This window comes from Elstera cyanobacteriorum, from assembly GCF_002251735.1.
Lineage (GTDB): Bacteria > Pseudomonadota > Alphaproteobacteria > Elsterales > Elsteraceae > Elstera > Elstera cyanobacteriorum.
Genome location: NZ_NOXS01000032.1, coordinates 235,615 through 252,765, shown reverse-complemented (window position 1 = coordinate 252,765; position 17,151 = coordinate 235,615). Strand labels below are relative to the sequence as shown.

The following is a 17,151-nucleotide window of genomic DNA, read 5'->3' as shown; positions in this document are numbered from 1 at the left end:
TTAAAGACGCTCCGGCGTTCTTATAATCAACTAAAAAGTGTTTATAGACTTTGATTGCACTGTAACGGCGTGTAAGGAGGGGAGGGGATTCTGATGCCGCAAGTGTAAACTTTCACCCGCTGTTGGCGAGTACATCGACGGATTGGTCGATTTATATTTGTTATAACAGGGAAATTTAATTTAATGTTACAAGACGATGATTGAATACATATATATTCGGGATAAATTCTATTGGCTTTTGATGATTTTACCGGTTTAATTCCTGTCCGGGACAGGAGGTGTACGATGTATGACCATTCCGATCAGGGCAGCGGCCCAGCTTTAGTGGGCATGAGCGCGCATCACACCGCCCGCACGGCGGCGGCGATTGCGGCATGCCTCAATTCCTTGGCCGAAGAAGCCGATCAGGCGGGATTAGGCGCCGTTGCCAGCTTCATCGAAGCCGCCGCCCATCTGGCGGAGGAAGAAGCGCGTGCCTATCGGATGGACCTAAAGCCGTTCAGTCGCCCCAATCTCGTTTGGTCGGCGCCCACACCGGAAAGCACTTAGGCTTCGAGGGCTTTCAGGGCTTCCAGCAGCGCGAAGGCGATGTGATAGGGGGTGCTGGCGGGCAAATAGGGTGCGATGGGGGTTAAATCGGCGCGAAGATGCTCGTGCCAACGCCCGTCCGGCAGCAGATAGTAATCAAAGAGAAAGCTAAGGCGCGCGAGTAGCGGCGCAAGCGTCTCGGCGGACGGGGCTGCGGCATAGGCTGTTGCATAGGTTTTAACCGCTTCCGACTGCGGCCAAATGCGCTTATCGGGCTGTAGAATATCGCCCGTCCGGCTGATCTGGTCATAAGTGCCGCCGTGGGTAGTATCGGTTCCGGTACTCTCGGCCCAATGGGTTAGGCGGTCAGCGAGAGGCACAAGGCGGGGTTCGCCGAGAACCCGCGCGGCGTCGCGCAGCAGCCACGCCCATTCGAAATGGTGGCCGGGTTCTAAAATCTGGCCTTCTGCACCACTCGCTCGACCATCGGCGTCGAAAAACTCGCCGAGCGTCCCATCGAAAAGCCGGGTTTCGAAGAGGGTGATCAAATGCTGCGCCCCGCGATCGTAGCCCCCTGTGGGGTCAACCTCGGCTAGGGTTAGCAGCGCTTCGAACAAGTGCATGTGCGGGTTCTGCACCAGCCGGTCGCTACCGATATGCCAATGGCTTGATGCCTCGGCGGCGAGCCAGCCTTGCGGGCGCATGAGCTTCTTTTGCAGGAGCCCCCAGGTGACCCGAGCGAGCATTAAGGCTTCCGTCCCTTGCGCGCCGATGGGGGCGTAATGCCCTAGAGCGAAGAGAATGAAGGCGTGGGCGTAAAAATCCTTGCGACCGTCCAGCAGGCTGCCGTCGGATTTTAGGCTAAAAACCCAGCCGCCATTTTCCCGGTCGGGGAACCGTTCGACCAGGGTTTGATAGGCCCGCTCTGCAAGGGCGCGGTGTTCGGCAAGCCCAAAGGCCCGGCTGGCGGCGCTCCACAGGTAGAGCTGCCGGGCGCAGACCATCGACCGGCGCTGATCGGGGCCGGTCGGCGCAAGGGTTGCCGCGTCGAGCCGTTCGTGGAAGCCCCAGCCCGCCCGGTCAACCCCGTACTTGGCCCAGAGAGGCAGATGCGCGTCTCGCAGCCATGCCCGGCAGCGGTCGGCCCAATCCTGGGCGGTCGATTTAATATTCATCGGGTAGATGTCCGCTTTCGGCAAGATCGCTGAAGCGCGTGGTATTGCCGTCGAAATGGACGACGACGCGACCGATAGGGCCGTGGCGCTGTTTAGCGATAATAATTTCGGCGCGATTGTGAAAGCGCTCCATTTCCGCCTGCCAGGCGTCATGTTCGGCGGTGCCTTCGGCGGGTTCCTTGCGCGCCAGATAATATTCTTCGCGGTAAATGAACATCACCACGTCGGCATCCTGCTCGATGGAGCCGGATTCGCGCAGGTCGGCCAATTGCGGGCGCTTGTCTTCGCGGTTTTCGACCTGACGCGAAAGCTGCGACAGGGCGATGACGGGAACATCGAGTTCTTTAGCGATGGCCTTCAGGCCGCGCGTGATTTCCGAGACTTCCTGCACGCGGTTGTCGCTGCGGCTGTCCGACCCGCGCAGCAGTTGCAGGTAATCGACGACGATCAGATCAAGGCCCGATTGCCGCTTCAAGCGCCGCGCGCGGGTACGGACGGCGGTAATCGACAGGGCGGGGGTGTCGTCGATAAAGAGGCTAAGCCGTTCGAGCTGCTGGCTGGCGATAACCAACCGTTCGAAATCGTCGGGCTGCAATTCGCCGCGCTGGATGCGGTGCGATTGAATTTGCGCCACATCGGCCAGAACACGGGTGGCAAGCTGCTCGGACGACATTTCGAGGCTGAAGAACGCCACCGAATGTTTCCGCTGCGTCTCCTCGTCCTTCACAACGCGGGCGGCATTATAGGCGATATTGGTGGCCAGCGCGGTTTTCCCCATCGACGGGCGTGCGGCGAGGATGACCAGATCGGAATTATGCAGCCCGCCGAGCAGCCGGTCCAAATCACGCAGCCCGCTCGGTACACCCGCGAGCTTGCCGTCGCGCCGGAAAGCCGCTTCGGCCATGCGCAGGGACGCGGTGATCGCCTGATGGAAGGGCTGGAAGCCGCTTTCGATATCGCCGATGGTCGCGAGGTTGAAGAGCTGCTGTTCGACGATTTCGATCTGCTTGCGCGCGTCCTGATCGGGCGCTGGGCTGAAGGCGAGATTAACCGCCTCCTCGCCAATCTCAATCAACTGGCGGCGGATAAAGAGCTCATAGACGACCCGGCCATAATCTTCGGCATTGATGACCGAGACGAGGGAGGAGGCCAAGGTCATCAGATATTGAAACCCGCCGATCTCGGCCAAATCCTGATGGGCTTCGAAATATTGCTTCAGGGTAATCGGGTCGGCGATCTGCCCTCGGTCGATCAGCTTGCCGACCGCTTCGAAAATCTTACCGTGGACGCGGTTGGCAAAATGCTCCGGCCGCAGGAACTCGATCACCCGTTCAAAAGCGCGATTATTGTGCAGAATGGCGCCCAGCAGCGCCATTTCCGCCTCATCATTATGGGGCGGCAGGCGGATGGGCAGGCCGAGCCGTTCGGTTTGAACGGCAGGCAGGCCAGACCCTGGGGCGGCGTCGGTCGGATAGTCGTCGGGTAGCGGATAATCATCCATGATGCGGTACTATACCTAAGCGCCCCTTCAATAGCAAAAAAGCCGCCCCGGCAAAAACCGAGGCGGCCTTAAAGGCTCGCGCCGTGAAACCGAAATTATTCGGCTTCGCGGGCCGCAGCCGCCGAGGCCAATTCAGCGGCCAACGCGGCTTCGTCAGCGGCTTCGTCAGCGGCGGCTTCAGCGCGCAGGTCGCGGCCAGCCAGCAGCGCATCGGCTTCTTCGCGGGTCTGGGCGACGGCGATGATCACGCCGACCGAAACTTCCGGATGCAGGGTGATGCGCACCGAATGCACGCCCGTCGTCTTGATCGGGGTGTCGATCACAACCTGGTTGCGATGGATGGTGAAACCGGCTTCGGTGGTGGCTTCCGACACGTCGCGGCCATTGACCGAACCGTAAAGCTGACCGCTTTCACCGGCCTGACGGACCAGGGCGAGCTTCAGCCCTTCCATCTTGGCAGCGGCGGCTTCGGCTTCTTCCTTGCGCTTCAGATTGTCGGCGAAGATCTGGGCCTTGCGGGCTTCGAAGGCTTCCAGGTTCGCCTTCGTGGCGCGGAGGGCCTTTTTCTGCGGCAGCAGATAGTTACGGGCATAGCCCGGGCGAACGTTGACGACATCGCCGATCTGGCCGAGGTTTTCGACACGTTCGAGCAGAACGAGAGCAACCATGATGGTTTCCTTTACGATTTCCAAACCCGCGCAGGGGCGGGGAGATGATGAACCCTTCCAGCGGCTATGCCCCACGGATGGGTTTCCCTCGGAAACCGTACCGCAGAGCCGCCGCAAAACCGGCTACTGCGCCCTTCGATCAGGGCTTGCTGTCCGCAAGGCGGGGCAGCGCGGCGGCCGGACTGGAAAACCAGCCCGGCCGGAAGGCTTTAGTCGCGACTTAGCCGATCAGATACGGCAGCAACCCAAGGAAGCGGGCGCGCTTGATCGCCTGAGCGAGTTCGCGCTGCTTCTTCACCGACACGGCGGTGATGCGCGACGGGACGATCTTGCCGCGTTCCGACAGGAAGCGCTGCAGCAGCTTGATGTCCTTATAGTCGATCTTCGGCGCATTCGGGCCGGAGAACGGGCAGGACTTGCGGCGACGGAAAAACGGACGACGACCACCAGCTTGCATTAGTCTTACTCCCCAACCTGATCGTCGGCGCCACGGCCGCGGTCATCATCATCCCGGCGGCGCGGGCCGCGTTCGTAACGGTCGCCGCGATCACCGCGCTCGCCCCGTTCACCGCGTTCGCCCCGCTCGCTGCGTTCGCCACGGTTCGACAGAACGGCCGACGGACCTTCTTCCAGTTCATCGACGCGCACGGTCATGAACCGGATGACGTCTTCGTTGATCCGCATGTTGCGTTCCATTTCGAGCACGGCGGGAGCCGGGGCATCGAGATTGAACAGCACGTAATGACCCTTGCGGTTCTTACGGATCTTGAAGGCGAGATTGCGCAGACCCCAATATTCTTGCTTAGCAACCGCGCCGCCTTCGGCGGTGACGATGCCAGCAAACGTAGCGGCCAGCGTTTCCACCTGGGCGGCGGAGATATCCTGACGTGCGATAAACACGCTTTCATACAAAGGCATAAACCTGCTCTCCTTATGGCTGATTCGGCGCGGATTCCCCCGTTGGCCTAAGCCTCCGGGCCTCCCCGCGCCCAGCTGACCTGCCGAAACAGATCAGCAAGGAGCCTGCCGGAGTCCAAAAGAGGGTCCGGCGAGGGAGCGCGGACTATAGCGTCTTCCGTCCGCGATGCAAGCGAATCCCTGCACAAAAAAACCGTAATGATCAGCGAATTCTTGACAGGTCAGGATGAAGTATGACAAACGCGCGACATTAAGAACCGCGAGGATACGCCCGATCATGACCAGAGCCTTTCTGTTTCCAGGGCAGGGCAGCCAAGTTGTTGGCATGGGGAAGGATCTGGCGGAGGCTTTCCCCGTCGCCCGTGCTGTGTTCGACGAGGTGGATGCCGCCCTGTCGCAGAACCTTTCCCGCTTGATGTGGGAGGGGCCAGAAGGGGAGCTGACGCTGACCGAGAACGCTCAGCCCGCGCTGATGGCGACCTCGCTGGCGGTCGCCCGCGTGCTCGAAGCCGAAACCGGCAAACGCTTGGCCGACCTTGGCGTCGCCGTCGCCGGGCATTCCTTGGGCGAATATTCGGCGCTGGCCGCCGTTGGCGCCCTGACCGTTGCCGATACCGCCCGGCTGCTGAAGCGCCGGGGGCAGGCGATGCAGAAGGCCGTTCCGCTGGGGACCGGGGCGATGGCGGCGCTGCTCGGCGTTGAACTGTCGGTCGCGCAAGAAATCGCCGATGCGGCTGCCGAAGGCGAAGTTTGCGACATCGCCAATGATAATGGCGGCGGGCAGATCGTCTTGTCGGGAACGGCGGGCGCGATTGCCCGCGCCGTTGCCTTTGCGCCGACAAAAGGCGTGAAGCGCGCCCTGCCGCTGCCGGTATCGGCGCCCTTCCACTGCCGTCTGATGCAGCCCGCCGCCGATACCATGGCCGATGCCCTGGCCGAGGTCGCTTTCCTCGCCCCCAGCCTACCGGTGGTGATCAATGTTACCGCCCGGCCAGAGCAAGACCCCGCCAAGCTCCGCCAAAGCCTTGTCGAACAAGTGACGGGCCGTGTGCGCTGGAGCGAGAGCATTCTACATATGGCGAATAGTATGGGCATCCGCGAGTTCGTCGAGCTTGGCTCGGGCAAAGTGCTCACCGGCCTTGTCAAGCGCATCGCTAAGGATGCGACCGGTGTGGCTGTGAACGGCCCGGCGGACGTCGATGCCTTCCTGAAGACGCTCTAAGAAAGAAGAACAATGTTCGATCTCACCGGCAAAACCGCCCTCGTCACAGGTGCGAGCGGCGGCATTGGCCGCGCCATCGCGGCGGCCCTGCACAAGCAAGGGGCAACCGTTATTCTGACTGGTACCCGCGAAGCTGTTCTGGCCGAGGTAGCGGCGGGCTTGGGCGGCGAGCGTACCCATGTGTTGACCGCCGACTTATCGCAGCCGGACGCCGCCGATACGCTGATCAAAGCCGCCGAAGCGGCGACGGGCGGGGTTGATATTCTGGTGAACAACGCCGGGCTGACGCGCGACCAACTGTTACTGCGTCTCAAGGATGCCGATTGGCAGACGGTGCTCGACGTGAACCTGACCGCCGCCATGCGCCTGTCGCGCGCCGTGCTGCGCGGGATGATGAAGAAGCGCTTCGGGCGCATCATCTCCATTACTTCCATCGTCGGCGCTACCGGCAACGCTGGGCAGACCAATTATGCGGCCTCCAAGGCGGCCTTGGTCGGCTTTTCTAAGTCGCTGGCCCAGGAAGTTGCCAGCCGCAATGTTACCGTCAACTGCGTGGCGCCGGGCTTCATCGAAACCGCGATGACCGAGGTTCTGCCGGACGACCAGAAGCAGAAACTGCTGGGCGCTATTCCGCTCGGGCGGATGGGAACGGGGGAGGAAATCGCCTCGGCCGTCGTGTATCTCGCCTCGCCGGAAGCCGGGTATGTCACCGGCGAAACCCTGCACGTAAACGGCGGGATGGCGATGCTTTAAGCCGCTTTTCTGCCCGCTATCGGTGCCGGGAAGCACTGGCGTGGGGGGCGGAAGTGTGTTACACGGGGCGGCTTTCGGACCGAAAACGCCCCACGTGCGGCGCGGTACGGAAGGGCTTGTCGGGCCTGCCCAGACCGGCTACACGGAACGATCATTGGTTACTGTTGAGGATAATTCGCAATGAGCACTGTCGCCGAACGCGTTAAGAAGATCGTCATCGAGCATCTGGGCGTGGACGAAGCCAAGGTCACCGACAATGCCAGCTTCATCGACGATCTCGGCGCGGACAGCCTGGACACGGTGGAACTGGTCATGGCGTTCGAAGAAGAATTCGGCGTCGAAATCCCGGATGATGCCGCCGAAAAGATCCTGACGGTGAAGGACGCCATCGACTTCATCGAAAAGCAGAACGCCTAAGGCCTTCCGGTTTTCCGGAACGCTTTCAAGCCTGCACGGCGCATGAGCGGCCAGAGTTAGACAAGAGCCGGTTTCGGACCTCCGAAAGCGGCTCTTACCTCAAGGGGCGCCAGGGGGCGGTTCGATAACCGACCCAGTTTCGACGGCGAAAGGCGAAGAACGCACGTGAGCACTGAAAAGCAAATCTCCCTGAAACGCGTGGTGGTGACCGGCCTCGGCATGGTGACCCCGCTCGGTACCGGCGTCAGCCACGTCTGGTCGAAGCTGCTCGATGGTCAGTCGGGCCTAAAGCGCGTCGACGAGCATTTCGACGTCAGCGATATTCCCGCCAAAGTGGGCGGCATCATTCCGCGCGGCAACGGCGGCCCTGGCGATTTCGATATCGACGCCGTGGTGCCGGTTAAAGACCGGCGCCGCATGAGCGACTTTATCATCTACGCGATGGCGGCAGCGCAGGAAGCCATTGAAGATTCGGGCTGGAAGCCTGAAACCGATGCGGACCGTGAAGCCACCGGCGTCATGGTCGGCTCCGGCATCGGTGGTCTGATCGGGATTACCGAAGGCGCGCTGCTGGTGAACGAGCGCGGTGCAACCCGCCTCAGCCCCTTCTATATTCCGGCCAATTTGATCAACCTCGCCTCGGGGCATATCTCGATGCGGTGGGGCTTCAAGGGGCCGAACCACGCCGTTGTGACGGCCTGCTCGACCGGCGCGCACGCCATCGGCGATGCGGCTCGGCTGATCGCGTTGGGCGATGCCGAGGTGATGGTCGCCGGCGGTACGGAAGCGGCGATGTCGCGCATCGGCTTTGCCGGTTTCGCCGCCTCGCGTGCGATGTCCACCAGCTTCAATGACGAACCGACCAAAGCATCCCGCCCGTGGGACAAGGACCGCGACGGTTTCGTCATGGGCGAAGGGTCGGGCGTCGTCGTCCTCGAAAGCCTGGAGCACGCCAAGGCACGCGGTGCGAAGATTTATGCGGAAGTCCTGGGCTTCGGCATGTCGGGCGATGCCTATCACATCACGGCCCCGGCGCCGGACGGGAACGGCGGCTTCCGCGCGATGCAGTCGGCCCTCAAATGGGCGGGCCTGTCGCCGGATAAGATCGATTATATCAACGCCCACGGCACTTCGACGCCGCTGGGGGATGAAATCGAACTCGGCGCCGTGAAGCGTCTGTTCGGCGATCACGCCTATAACCTCTCCATGTCCTCGACCAAATCGGCCATCGGCCATCTGCTCGGGGCGGCGGGGGCTGTGGAAGCGATTTTCTCGATCCTTGCCCTGCGTGATCAGATCGTGCCGCCGACGCTTAACCTCGATAGCCCGTCTGAAGGCTGCGATATCGACCTGGTGCCCCATAAGGCGAAGAAGCGGGACGTGCGCTATGCGCTCTCGAACTCCTTCGGTTTCGGCGGCACCAATGCGTCGCTGGTCTTCGGGCCGGGCGTGTAAAGCAGCTTGCTCAGGCTATTATCGATCCTGCTGGGGGCGCTCGTTTTTACGGGCGCCCTTTTGGCTTTCGCCTTCAATTGGGTGCAGGGCGAGATCGACCGCCCGGGGCCGACCCAAGGGGCGAAGGTTATCTATATCCCGCGCGGGCTGGGATCAGACGCCATAGGTCAAATGCTGTTGGAACAGGGGTTTATCGAAAAACCCTGGTTGTTGATGGCGGCAACCCAATTACGGCGCGATCCGCGTGCCCTGCGTTCGGGCGAATATGAGATTCCCGCCGGGGCTAGTCTGGCAGCCATTCTTGAACAGTTGCGTGCGGGTAAAACGGTGGTGCGGCGCCTGACGGTGCCCGAGGGGCTGACCTCTGCCCAAATCCTAGACCTGATCCGCACGGCGGATGGTCTGGAGGGCGGCATGGCTGATAGTTTGCCGGAGGGGACACTGCTGCCCGAAACCTATCATTATCAGCGCGGCGACCGGCGGGCCGAGATGGTCAAACGCCTGCAAACGGCGATGCAGGCAGCACTTTCTGAGGCATGGAACAGTCGCAATCTATCGGTTCCCTTGCGCACCCCGGAAGAATTGTTGGTTCTCGCCTCAATGATCGAAAAGGAAACCGGGGTCGCGGCGGAGCGGGAACGGATTTCGGGCGTTTTCATCAATCGGCTGCGGAAGGGTATGAAGCTTCAGTCGGACCCGACGGTGCTCTACGGGGTGGTCGGCGGCGGCGGGGCAACGAAGACGCTAACCCGGGCCGATCTTGATACCGATACGCCGTGGAACACCTATACCCGCGCTGGGCTTCCGGCGGGGCCGATCACCAATCCCGGTCGTGCGGCGCTGATGGCGGCGGCAAAGCCGATGGTGACGGAAGACCTTTACTTCGTTGCCGATGGCACCGGCGGGCATGCCTTCGCCAAGACCTTGGACGAGCATAACCGCAATGTCGCCAAATGGCGGCAAATCGAGAAGAGCCGAAAGCCCTAAGGCGCTGGGGTTTCTGACCGATAGGGCGCCGCTTCGTCCAGCAGCCAATTGCGGAAGGCCGCAACCTTCGCACGGCGCTCGGCCCCTTTAGCATGAACCAGATAATAGGCGCGCGGATTGCGGACACTGACCGGCAAGGCCCGGATCAAGCGTCCCTGGACTAAATCATCCTGCACCAGAAACTCCGGCAAAAGGGCAATCCCCATCCCGGCGACGGCGGCTTCGATGATCATAAAAAAATGCTCGAACCCCGGGCCCGATGGCGGCACCAGCGGCGGCGGCAGGCCGAGGGCGGCAAAGAAATCCGGCCACGCCTGCGGCCGGGTCGAATGATAGAGCAGCCGATGATGACGCAGATCATCGGGCTGCGTCAGCCCGCCCCGGCGGGTAGGCAGGCTTGGGGCGCAAAAGAGGCTAACGGTTTCCGGCATTAGGAAATGCACTGTGCAGCCCGGCCAATCGCCATAACCATAGCGGATGCCGATATCCACCGGCTCCGTCGCGAAATTCGCCAGCCGGTCGCCGGTGCTTATATCGATGCTTAGGCCTGGATGGGCGGCCTCGAACCGCTGTAAGCGCGGCACCAGCCAGCGGAAGGCGAGGGTATGCAGCGTGCTAACAGCAATCGGCCCGCCCTCCTCGCCATAGCGCAGCCGCTCGGTGGCGGTTTCAAGATCGCTAAGCGCGGCGGCAATAGCATGCTGATAGTCGATCCCCGCCGGGGTAACGGTCAAACGCGGCCCTTGCCGTTCGAATAAGGGGATGCCGAGGTCTGCCTCCAAGCTGGCGACCATGCGGCTTACGGCGCTTTGGGTGACGCGCAACTCTTCGGCCGCCAGAGTGAAAGACCCTAACCGGGCGGCGACTTCGAAGGTTCGAAGCCCATTGAGGGAGGGCAGGCGGCGCAAACGCATAGTCAACGCTATGAGTTTTTAGAAGGATAGACCACCAAAAACTCGTTTGCACACCCATTGGAATCACGGGAAACAAGCAGGGTAGGCGGCACCGCGCCCCGTTTTAGGAGAGGCTTCATGACAAAAGTTACCCCCTTCCATATCGCTTTCCCGGTCGATGATCTGGCGGCTGCTCGGCAGTTCTATGGTACGGTCCTGGGGTGCCCAGAAGGGCGGTCGAGCGATCAATGGATTGATTTTGATCTGTTCGGGCATCAGATCGTCGCCCATCTCGCGCCGGAAAGGGCGGATAAGCACCATAACCCGGTCGATGGTCACGATGTACCCGTGCCGCATTTCGGCGTCGTGCTTGAGTGGGAGACGTTTCAAACCTTTGCTGACAAGCTGAAAGCGGCGGGCATTAAGTTCGTGATCGAACCTTACATCCGCTTTAAGGGGCAGGTTGGCGAACAGGCCACCATGTTCTTCCTTGATCCCGCAGGCAACGCGCTGGAATTCAAATCTTTCCGCGATATGGGCCAGCTTTTCGCGAAATAGGCGGCCTTCAGTCCCCGCGCTGGCGCCCGGCGGCGATCAGCGCGGCGGGATTGGGAATACGGTGCGATTCTTCAGCGAAGGGAACGAACCCGGCTCTCTGATACAGGCTGAGAGCCTTGGGATGATCAAGGCTGCACGTATGCACCCAGACCCGTTTCGGCCCCTTTGCCCAGGCTTTGCGCACGGCACAATCCAACAGATAAGGGCCGAGTTTTAGGCCAATAAACTCCGGCACCAGCCCGAAATAGGCAAGCTCCACCTCCCCACTCTTGCGGGAGTCGAGCTCGAAATAGCCAGCGGGAACCCCGCCGATATAGGCGACGGTCACTTCAACGGCCGGATCGGTCAGGATCGCCGCGAGCTGATCATCGGGCATCTTGCGGCGTTCGTACCACAGCCAGGGGTCACCAACGCTGCCGTAGAGAAACCGATAAAAGCGCAAATTGGGCTTGCGCGCCGCCATTAGCACCAAAGGCAGCGGCAGAACCGGTTGCGGCAGTGCCGTGCCTGCCGGGGGTGCGAGCATTTCGAGATGGGTGATCTTGACGTCGATCTCCCCCGGATCGCCGACCGAGGCAAGGTTCACGCCGCATCCCCCGTGGCAATCGGCAGGCCCGGATAGCTGCCCCATTCCGACCATGACCCATCGTAAACCGAAACATCGGCCCGCCCAAGTTCGTACAGGCCAATGGCCAGCAGGCAAGCGGTGACGCCCGACCCGCAGGAGGTGATGATCGGGCGTTTCAAATCCACCCCGGCGGCGATAAAACGCGCGGTAAGGTCGGTTTTCGAGAGAATCTCGCCGGTGTCGGGATTGACCAGCGTCCCCGACGGAACATTGCGCGCCCCGGGCATATGGCCCCCGGCTAGACCGGCGCGCGGTTCGGGTTCGGTCGCGGCGAAGCGCCCGGCGCTTCGGGCGTCGATGATCTGCACGGCGGGCATGTCGAGGGCGGTCAAGACGGCATCGCGGTCGCTGACCAGTTCCGGGCGAAAACGGGCGTGAAACCGGCCCGTGGGCGGGGTGACCGGCCCGCTCTCGGTCGGGCGGCCTTCCGCCAGCCATTTCTTCAACCCGCCATCGAGCACGAAGACCTTATCGTGCCCGAAGGTGCGGAACATCCACCAGGGGCGGGCCGCGCTCATCAAACCGTGGCTGTCGTAGCAAACGACTGTGCAGTCATTGCCGATGCCCATATCGGTCATCGCTTCGGCAAAACTATCGGGGTCGGGCAGCATATGGGGCAGGTCGCTTTCGAAATCCTTGTGCCCGTCGATATCGAAGAACTGGGCGCCGGGAATATGGCGTTCCAAAAACTCCGCCTCGGCATTGCGCGGCACGCCTGGCAGGAAATAGGTGGCATCCAAAATCCGCAGCGTCGGATCGGAAAGATGCTCCGCCAGCCAGCCGGTCGATACGAAAGCCGATCGCGTTGTCATGTGCCCGGTCCTCCTGCCAGTCCTTAGGCTTGCTTGTCCGGGGCGCTCTCCGGCACCCGCCAATGATCTTGAACCTTTTTCCGGTTCAGCAGCAACCATTGTGCGGCGATCAGCATCAGGGAATTTTCGAACCGCCCGGCGGCAAGCGCCGCGTCAACCTCCTCGAACGATAAGGTAAGGATGCGGATATATTCCCCCTCGTCGGTATTTCCGGCGGCCTGTGGCAAGAGGTCGCTATCCACTCGGCCACAATAAAGCGTCACGGTTTCCGACACGGCGCCGGGCGAGGGCAGGTAGGTGAGAACTTCGAAGAGATCCCTAACCTCGGTGCCGATCTCCTCCCAGCATTCGCGGGCGGCGACGGCCACGGGATCGGCGATTTCATCGGGTTCGATAATCCCGGCAACGATTTCCAGCATCCATGGATCCCGCCCGGCGGCCAGCGATCCCATGCGGAACTGTTCGATCACCACGATTTTCTCTTTCACCGGATCATAAGGCAGAACGGCAACCGCATGGCCGCGTTCGAAAACTTCGCGCACCAGCGGCGGCGACCAGGCGTGGCCGTCGATGCGATGGCGCAACTGCCAGCGATCGACCTGGAAATAGCCTTGGAAGACTGCATCGCGCTTTTCGACGATCACGTCCGGGTGCGGCATGGGCTGGCGAATGTCTCTCTTCATGCTAGAACCCTACCCAATCAAAGTGCGTGCCGGAACCCCGTCCGGCAGCGGTATCGTAAGGAGAACGGGCAATGCGCCGATTGGTCCTTCTGCGGCATGCGAAATCATCCTGGGATGATCTTAGCCAATCGGATCATGCGCGCCCGCTGAACCTCCGCGGCCAGCGCGCCGCCCGGCAGCTTGGCGACGTGTTTCGCGCTCTTAGCCTTGTGCCGGACCGGGTTCTCTGTTCCACCGCAACCCGCACCCGCGAAACTTGGGATCTCTTGACCGAAGGGCTTGGGGCGGGGGTGCCCGGCGCGCGCTACTTCAAAGACCTCTACCTCGCCGATCCCGACCGGCTGTTGGCCGTTGTAAAACAGGAAGGCGAGGCCGCGGAAACCTTGCTGGTTATCGGCCATAACGACGGGCTGCACGAATTCGCCCTCGGCCTCGTCAGCGAGGCGACCGATCTTGCGTTGCGCGATAAACTATCGCTGAAGTTTCCCACGGCGGCCCTGGCCGTCTTCGAGTGCCCTGTGGAGAGTTGGCAGCAAGTCGTGTGGCATCACAACCGCTTGACCCATTTGCGCTATCCCCGGGACGAGGGTGAGGAGACGGGGGCATGAGCACGCTCTGGCTTGGGTTGAAGGCGGCAGCGCTGGACGAGATTTTGAAGCGTCCGGCCTGGCGGCGGTTCCGCAAGGTCGGGGCACCGGAAACCTGGTGCGTCGTCGATACGCCCGACCAGCAGCATCGGGGGGCGCCGCTGCTGCTCTCGCCCCGGCAGACGGTGGCGGCAGGGCTGATGCCGCTGTTCGACCTGACCCGAACGCGCTGGCACGATGGGCCGCTGCTGCTGGAGCATGTGTTCTGGCAGTTTCCTGATGGGCGAACGGACGCGGCGGTGCGTCTCCGCGTCCCGGTCGGGGCCATTGAAGCGCGTTGGGATGTCGAGGCCTTGCACGGCGAGGCGCGACGGGCCGACCCGATCCCGCTGCCGGATTTCGATCCGGTGGCGGAAGGGTATCGCCGTTTAGGGGGAGACCCTCTTCCCAAGCCTGAAAAACTGCGTCTAACCCCCGACATGACGGCTGGGCGGGTCTTGGCGGCGATCCTCGATACGGTGATTGAGGCGTTGCTGCTGCATCTGCCGGCTGTTGCGTGGCAGCAGGAGACGGTGGCGATCCATCAGGCCCGCGTTGCGCTACGGCGCCTTCGGGCGGCACTGCCGTTATTCGGCGCTGGGGTCGGTGCGCCGGAGCGGGCGGAAGATTTGCGGCGGCGGGCGGGCGATCTGGCTCGGCGGTTGGGGGGCGTCCGCGATCTGGATGTTTTCCGCGCCGAAACCCTGGTGCGGGCGGAGCGGGATTTTCCGCTCGAGCCGGGTTGGGCGAACTTGGCCGCCGTCGCCACCGCCCGCCGGATGCATGAGGCGGGGCTATTGGGCGGCACGATCACCAATTGGGAAACCACCGCGTTTTTGCTCGATGTTTTACGCTGGCGGGACGAAGCGGCGGCGATGCTCCCTTCCGGCCCGGCGGCGACAGAGGTTGCGCGCACCCTGCTCGCCGACCGGTGGCGCCGGGTATCCCGCCAGGGGAACCGGCTGGATCGGATCGATGTCCCCGGCCTCCATGATCTGAGAATTAAGGTTAAGAAACTTCGATATTTAATTGATTTTACGAAGACTATTTTCGATGAGAAGCAAGTTTTAGCCTGGGAAAATCATCTGGGCGCTCTGCAAGATGCCCTTGGGACGCTAAACGACGGCGTTACCGCCCGGGGCCTTATTCATGGCATGATGCCGACCCTTGAGAAGGACGGGGCCTTCGCCGCAGGTTTGTTGATCGCTTGGTCGGACGGGCGAACCCTGCGGCATCGCAACCGCATCGGCAAACTCTGGGCGGAGGTCGCGGACCTGCCACTGTTTTGGGAGGCGTCGACATGACTCTCTCTGCCTGGATAGCGGATTTCATCACCCTCTTTGTGGTGATTGATCCGATCGGCGTGCTGCCGATCTATTTGGCGGCGATTGCCGGGATGAATAGCGCCGACAGCCGCCGGGTGGCGCGGCTGTCGGTGGCGATTTCTTGCGGGGTCTTGATCCTATTTCTCGTGATCGGCCAGGCGTTGTTGACCCAGCTTGGCATCGGCTTCCCCGCCTTTCGCATTGCGGGCGGCGTCATCCTGTTTCTCGTCGCGCTGAAGATGATCTTCGATGGGCATGAAGATGTGCCGAACGAGGAACGGGCGGTTATCGTTAGTGAGGTGGCGGTCTTCCCGGTCGCGATGCCGGGGATTGCCGGGCCGGGGTCGATCCTGGCGGTGATGTTGATGGGCAGCGGCAACGCCGGGTGGCTTGATGAGCTTCGCGTGGCGACCGTGATCGCCGCCGTGCTCGGCCTTACCCTGATCGTGATGCTATTCGGCACGCTGTTGCGCCGGGCCTTGGGGCGAACGGGGATTCTGGTCGTCAGCCGCGTGATGGGGCTGCTGTTGGCCGCCCTATCGGCCCAGTCAATCTTGGACGGGCTGAAGCTGACCTTCGGTTAAGACGGCTGGCCGGCCCAGTCAAAGCGCAGCGGCGCTTCCCGGAAGGCGAACCGATCAAGGTGCCGTTCAACCGCGCCTTTCAAGGCGGCCAGTTGATCGGCGGAACTGGCGTCGAGATGACACTCAAGGCCCGTTTCGTTGGCGGCGAGGCGCAGCGTTGCATCCCCCGGCCAATCGGCACCGCGCGCGTTCCGGGGGAAGATCACGGACCCTTCCGTTGGCGTAAAGCTAACGGTCAGATTATGGCTCCAATGTTTGCATAGTTGCTGGAGGTAACGGCTGCCGTTGGTCGTCTCCAACCGGGCCGTGCTGTGGTATTGGGTCATTATTCTCTTGATCCTGATGGGAGGGCGGAAGCGGGGCGGTAAAGCCAAGCCGCTTCCGAAGACGGGTTAACCGCGAGGCCCTCACGGTAGCCGTTCGATTTTGCGGGCCGCGTCATCGAGAATATCGACGATGGCGTGTAAGGTTTCCGGGTCGGTTTCCTCGCGGAATAGCCGGTGCTTTAGCACAGCGCGCAGATTATGCATGGCCCGGCGGATGGGAATACCGTCGGCGCGGTCCTGCGGGGCCGCCATGTCAGTTAGGCGGGCGAAAAGGGCGGTGACCGTTTCGGCATTTTCGGCCAAATGGGTCATGCCCTCTTCCGTGGCGGCAAAGGCCTTGCGCGTGCCCTCACTGCTATTTTCGACAATAAAGCCTTGGTCTTGCAGAAGGGCCAGGGCGGGGTAAACGACGCCGGGGCTGGGGGCGTAGCTCCCGCCGGTCAATTCTTCAATCGCGCGGATTAGGTCGTAGCCATGCCGGGGTTGATCGGCGATCAGCTTCAACAGCACCGTGCGTAATTCGGCGGCGTCGAGAACCCGGCGCCGGCCACCGCGGCCATGATCGCCCTCGTCCCCGCCCCAATCCCAGAAGCCGCCGCGCCCGCCCCGGCCAAAGCCATGCCGCCCGAAGCCGCCGGGACCAAAATGGTGCCCGCGCTCGAAATGGTCGCGCATCCGTTCAAAAAAATGCATCTCATGTCTCCAGTGAGTGTCTTAGTGCTATCAAGATATATCTTAGATATCTTTTGTCAAGATGGTCTGCGCATTGCCAGAACGGCGCGAGGTGGCTTGGAGGGAGGGGCGAGGAGGCGCCGCCGCTTAGTCTGCGGGCTTGGCTTCGATCCACCGCAGAATTTCGTCGAGCGCCGGACAGAGCGCTTGGCCCCAGTCGGTCAACTGATACTCAACGCGCGGCGGCACTTCGGGATGAACGTGGCGGGTTAGGATGGCATCGGCTTCCAGCTGGCGCAGGTGCTGCGTCAGCATTTTTTGCGATATGCCGGGGATGGCGCGCTCTAGCTCTGAAAACCGCAAGGTCTTCCCACCGAACAGATTGAAGAGAATAAGCAGTTTCCAGCGGCCGTCGAGCAC

Annotated in this window: 22 protein-coding genes; 10 read left to right on the top strand and 12 right to left on the bottom strand. The window is 61.9% G+C overall.

The features are described 5' to 3' along the window. Positions 1 to 285 precede the first annotated feature (285 nt). On the top strand, positions 286 to 549 hold the full coding sequence (locus CHR90_RS10330) for a hypothetical protein (RefSeq protein ID WP_094408916.1): 264 nt from the start codon (positions 286 to 288) through the stop codon (positions 547 to 549). On the opposite strand, the gene CHR90_RS10325 is transcribed toward CHR90_RS10330, so the two are convergent. From CHR90_RS10325 to rpsF, 5 genes are all read right to left on the bottom strand, one after another. Beyond that, a complete protein-coding gene (locus tag CHR90_RS10325) occupies positions 546 to 1,703 on the bottom strand; it encodes an AGE family epimerase/isomerase (protein WP_094408915.1) in 1,158 nt (385 codons plus the stop codon). The genes CHR90_RS10330 and CHR90_RS10325 overlap by 4 nt on opposite strands. Continuing rightward, positions 1,693 to 3,204, bottom strand: a complete 1,512-nt coding sequence (locus tag CHR90_RS10320) for a replicative DNA helicase (protein ID WP_094408914.1) — start codon at positions 3,202 to 3,204, stop codon at positions 1,693 to 1,695. Before CHR90_RS10320 ends, CHR90_RS10325 begins: the two co-directional genes overlap by 11 nt. 95 nt (positions 3,205 to 3,299) lie before the next feature. After that, complete coding sequence (gene rplI / locus CHR90_RS10315; protein ID WP_094409256.1) at positions 3,300 to 3,872, bottom strand: 50S ribosomal protein L9; 573 nt, start codon at positions 3,870 to 3,872, stop codon at positions 3,300 to 3,302. A 220-nt stretch (positions 3,873 to 4,092) separates the two neighbouring features. Beyond that, positions 4,093 to 4,329, bottom strand: a complete 237-nt coding sequence (gene rpsR, locus CHR90_RS10310; protein WP_094408913.1) for a 30S ribosomal protein S18 — start codon at positions 4,327 to 4,329, stop codon at positions 4,093 to 4,095. A 5-nt stretch (positions 4,330 to 4,334) separates the two neighbouring features. Beyond that, positions 4,335 to 4,790 carry a 30S ribosomal protein S6 gene (gene rpsF / locus CHR90_RS10305; protein ID WP_094408912.1) on the bottom strand — a complete coding sequence of 152 codons (456 nt, stop codon included), beginning with the start codon at positions 4,788 to 4,790 and terminating at the stop codon, positions 4,335 to 4,337. A 277-nt stretch (positions 4,791 to 5,067) separates the two neighbouring features. On the opposite strand from rpsF, the gene fabD reads away from it, so the two are divergent. From fabD to mltG, 5 genes are all read left to right on the top strand, one after another. After that, positions 5,068 to 6,012, top strand: coding sequence for an ACP S-malonyltransferase (gene fabD, locus CHR90_RS10300; protein ID WP_094408911.1), 945 nt, complete (start codon positions 5,068 to 5,070; stop codon positions 6,010 to 6,012). Between the two features lie 12 nt (positions 6,013 to 6,024). Then, complete coding sequence (gene fabG, locus CHR90_RS10295; protein WP_094408910.1) at positions 6,025 to 6,765, top strand: 3-oxoacyl-[acyl-carrier-protein] reductase; 741 nt, start codon at positions 6,025 to 6,027, stop codon at positions 6,763 to 6,765. A 180-nt stretch (positions 6,766 to 6,945) separates the two neighbouring features. Beyond that, on the top strand, positions 6,946 to 7,182 hold the full coding sequence (locus CHR90_RS10290) for an acyl carrier protein (RefSeq protein ID WP_094408909.1): 237 nt from the start codon (positions 6,946 to 6,948) through the stop codon (positions 7,180 to 7,182). Positions 7,183 to 7,371: 189 nt separating this feature from the next. Next, positions 7,372 to 8,637 (top strand): beta-ketoacyl-ACP synthase II, encoded by a 1,266-nt coding sequence (gene fabF, locus CHR90_RS10285; RefSeq protein ID WP_094409255.1) that lies wholly within the window; start codon positions 7,372 to 7,374, stop codon positions 8,635 to 8,637. Positions 8,638 to 8,643: 6 nt separating this feature from the next. After that, complete coding sequence (gene mltG, locus CHR90_RS10280) at positions 8,644 to 9,624, top strand: endolytic transglycosylase MltG (protein WP_094408908.1); 981 nt, start codon at positions 8,644 to 8,646, stop codon at positions 9,622 to 9,624. Here mltG and gcvA read toward each other — a convergent pair. After that, a complete protein-coding gene (gcvA, locus tag CHR90_RS10275) occupies positions 9,621 to 10,538 on the bottom strand; it encodes a transcriptional regulator GcvA (protein WP_094408907.1) in 918 nt (305 codons plus the stop codon). The two genes, mltG and gcvA, sit on opposite strands and share 4 nt — an antisense overlap. Positions 10,539 to 10,655: 117 nt before the next feature. Between gcvA and CHR90_RS10270 the strand changes: the two genes are divergently transcribed. Further along, positions 10,656 to 11,075, top strand: coding sequence for a VOC family protein (locus CHR90_RS10270; RefSeq protein ID WP_094408906.1), 420 nt, complete (start codon positions 10,656 to 10,658; stop codon positions 11,073 to 11,075). Between the two features lie 7 nt (positions 11,076 to 11,082). Here the strand turns inward: CHR90_RS10270 and CHR90_RS10265 are convergent, their stop codons facing one another. Genes CHR90_RS10265 through CHR90_RS10255 form a run of 3 tightly spaced genes read right to left on the bottom strand, consistent with a single transcriptional unit; the run spans position 11,083 to position 13,198 of the window. Continuing rightward, positions 11,083 to 11,661 (bottom strand): GNAT family N-acetyltransferase, encoded by a 579-nt coding sequence (locus CHR90_RS10265; protein WP_170941370.1) that lies wholly within the window; start codon positions 11,659 to 11,661, stop codon positions 11,083 to 11,085. Next, on the bottom strand, positions 11,658 to 12,515 hold the full coding sequence (gene sseA, locus CHR90_RS10260) for a 3-mercaptopyruvate sulfurtransferase (protein WP_094408904.1): 858 nt from the start codon (positions 12,513 to 12,515) through the stop codon (positions 11,658 to 11,660). Before sseA ends, CHR90_RS10265 begins: the two co-directional genes overlap by 4 nt. Positions 12,516 to 12,538: 23 nt before the next feature. Then, on the bottom strand, positions 12,539 to 13,198 hold the full coding sequence (locus tag CHR90_RS10255; RefSeq protein WP_094408903.1) for an NUDIX domain-containing protein: 660 nt from the start codon (positions 13,196 to 13,198) through the stop codon (positions 12,539 to 12,541). 71 nt (positions 13,199 to 13,269) lie between these two features. Between CHR90_RS10255 and CHR90_RS10250 the strand changes: the two genes are divergently transcribed. Genes CHR90_RS10250 through CHR90_RS10240 form a run of 3 tightly spaced genes read left to right on the top strand, consistent with a single transcriptional unit; the run spans position 13,270 to position 15,733 of the window. Further along, entirely contained in the window at positions 13,270 to 13,806 is a 537-nt protein-coding gene (locus tag CHR90_RS10250) for a SixA phosphatase family protein (RefSeq protein ID WP_094408902.1), read from the top strand. Further along, a complete protein-coding gene (locus tag CHR90_RS10245; protein WP_094408901.1) occupies positions 13,803 to 15,128 on the top strand; it encodes a CYTH and CHAD domain-containing protein in 1,326 nt (441 codons plus the stop codon). Before CHR90_RS10250 ends, CHR90_RS10245 begins: the two co-directional genes overlap by 4 nt. Next, on the top strand, positions 15,125 to 15,733 hold the full coding sequence (locus CHR90_RS10240) for a MarC family protein (protein WP_094408900.1): 609 nt from the start codon (positions 15,125 to 15,127) through the stop codon (positions 15,731 to 15,733). The genes CHR90_RS10245 and CHR90_RS10240 overlap by 4 nt, the downstream gene beginning before the upstream one ends. On the opposite strand, the gene CHR90_RS10235 is transcribed toward CHR90_RS10240, so the two are convergent. The 3 genes from CHR90_RS10235 to CHR90_RS10225 all read right to left on the bottom strand — a co-directional run bounded on the left by CHR90_RS10235 (position 15,730) and on the right by CHR90_RS10225 (position 17,151). Next, a complete protein-coding gene (locus CHR90_RS10235) occupies positions 15,730 to 16,059 on the bottom strand; it encodes a DUF2218 domain-containing protein (RefSeq protein WP_094408899.1) in 330 nt (109 codons plus the stop codon). The two genes, CHR90_RS10240 and CHR90_RS10235, sit on opposite strands and share 4 nt — an antisense overlap. 81 nt (positions 16,060 to 16,140) lie before the next feature. Further along, positions 16,141 to 16,752, bottom strand: coding sequence for a PadR family transcriptional regulator (locus CHR90_RS10230; protein ID WP_229671453.1), 612 nt, complete (start codon positions 16,750 to 16,752; stop codon positions 16,141 to 16,143). A 126-nt stretch (positions 16,753 to 16,878) separates the two neighbouring features. After that, entirely contained in the window at positions 16,879 to 17,151 is a 273-nt protein-coding gene (locus tag CHR90_RS10225; RefSeq protein ID WP_273410963.1) for a winged helix-turn-helix transcriptional regulator, read from the bottom strand.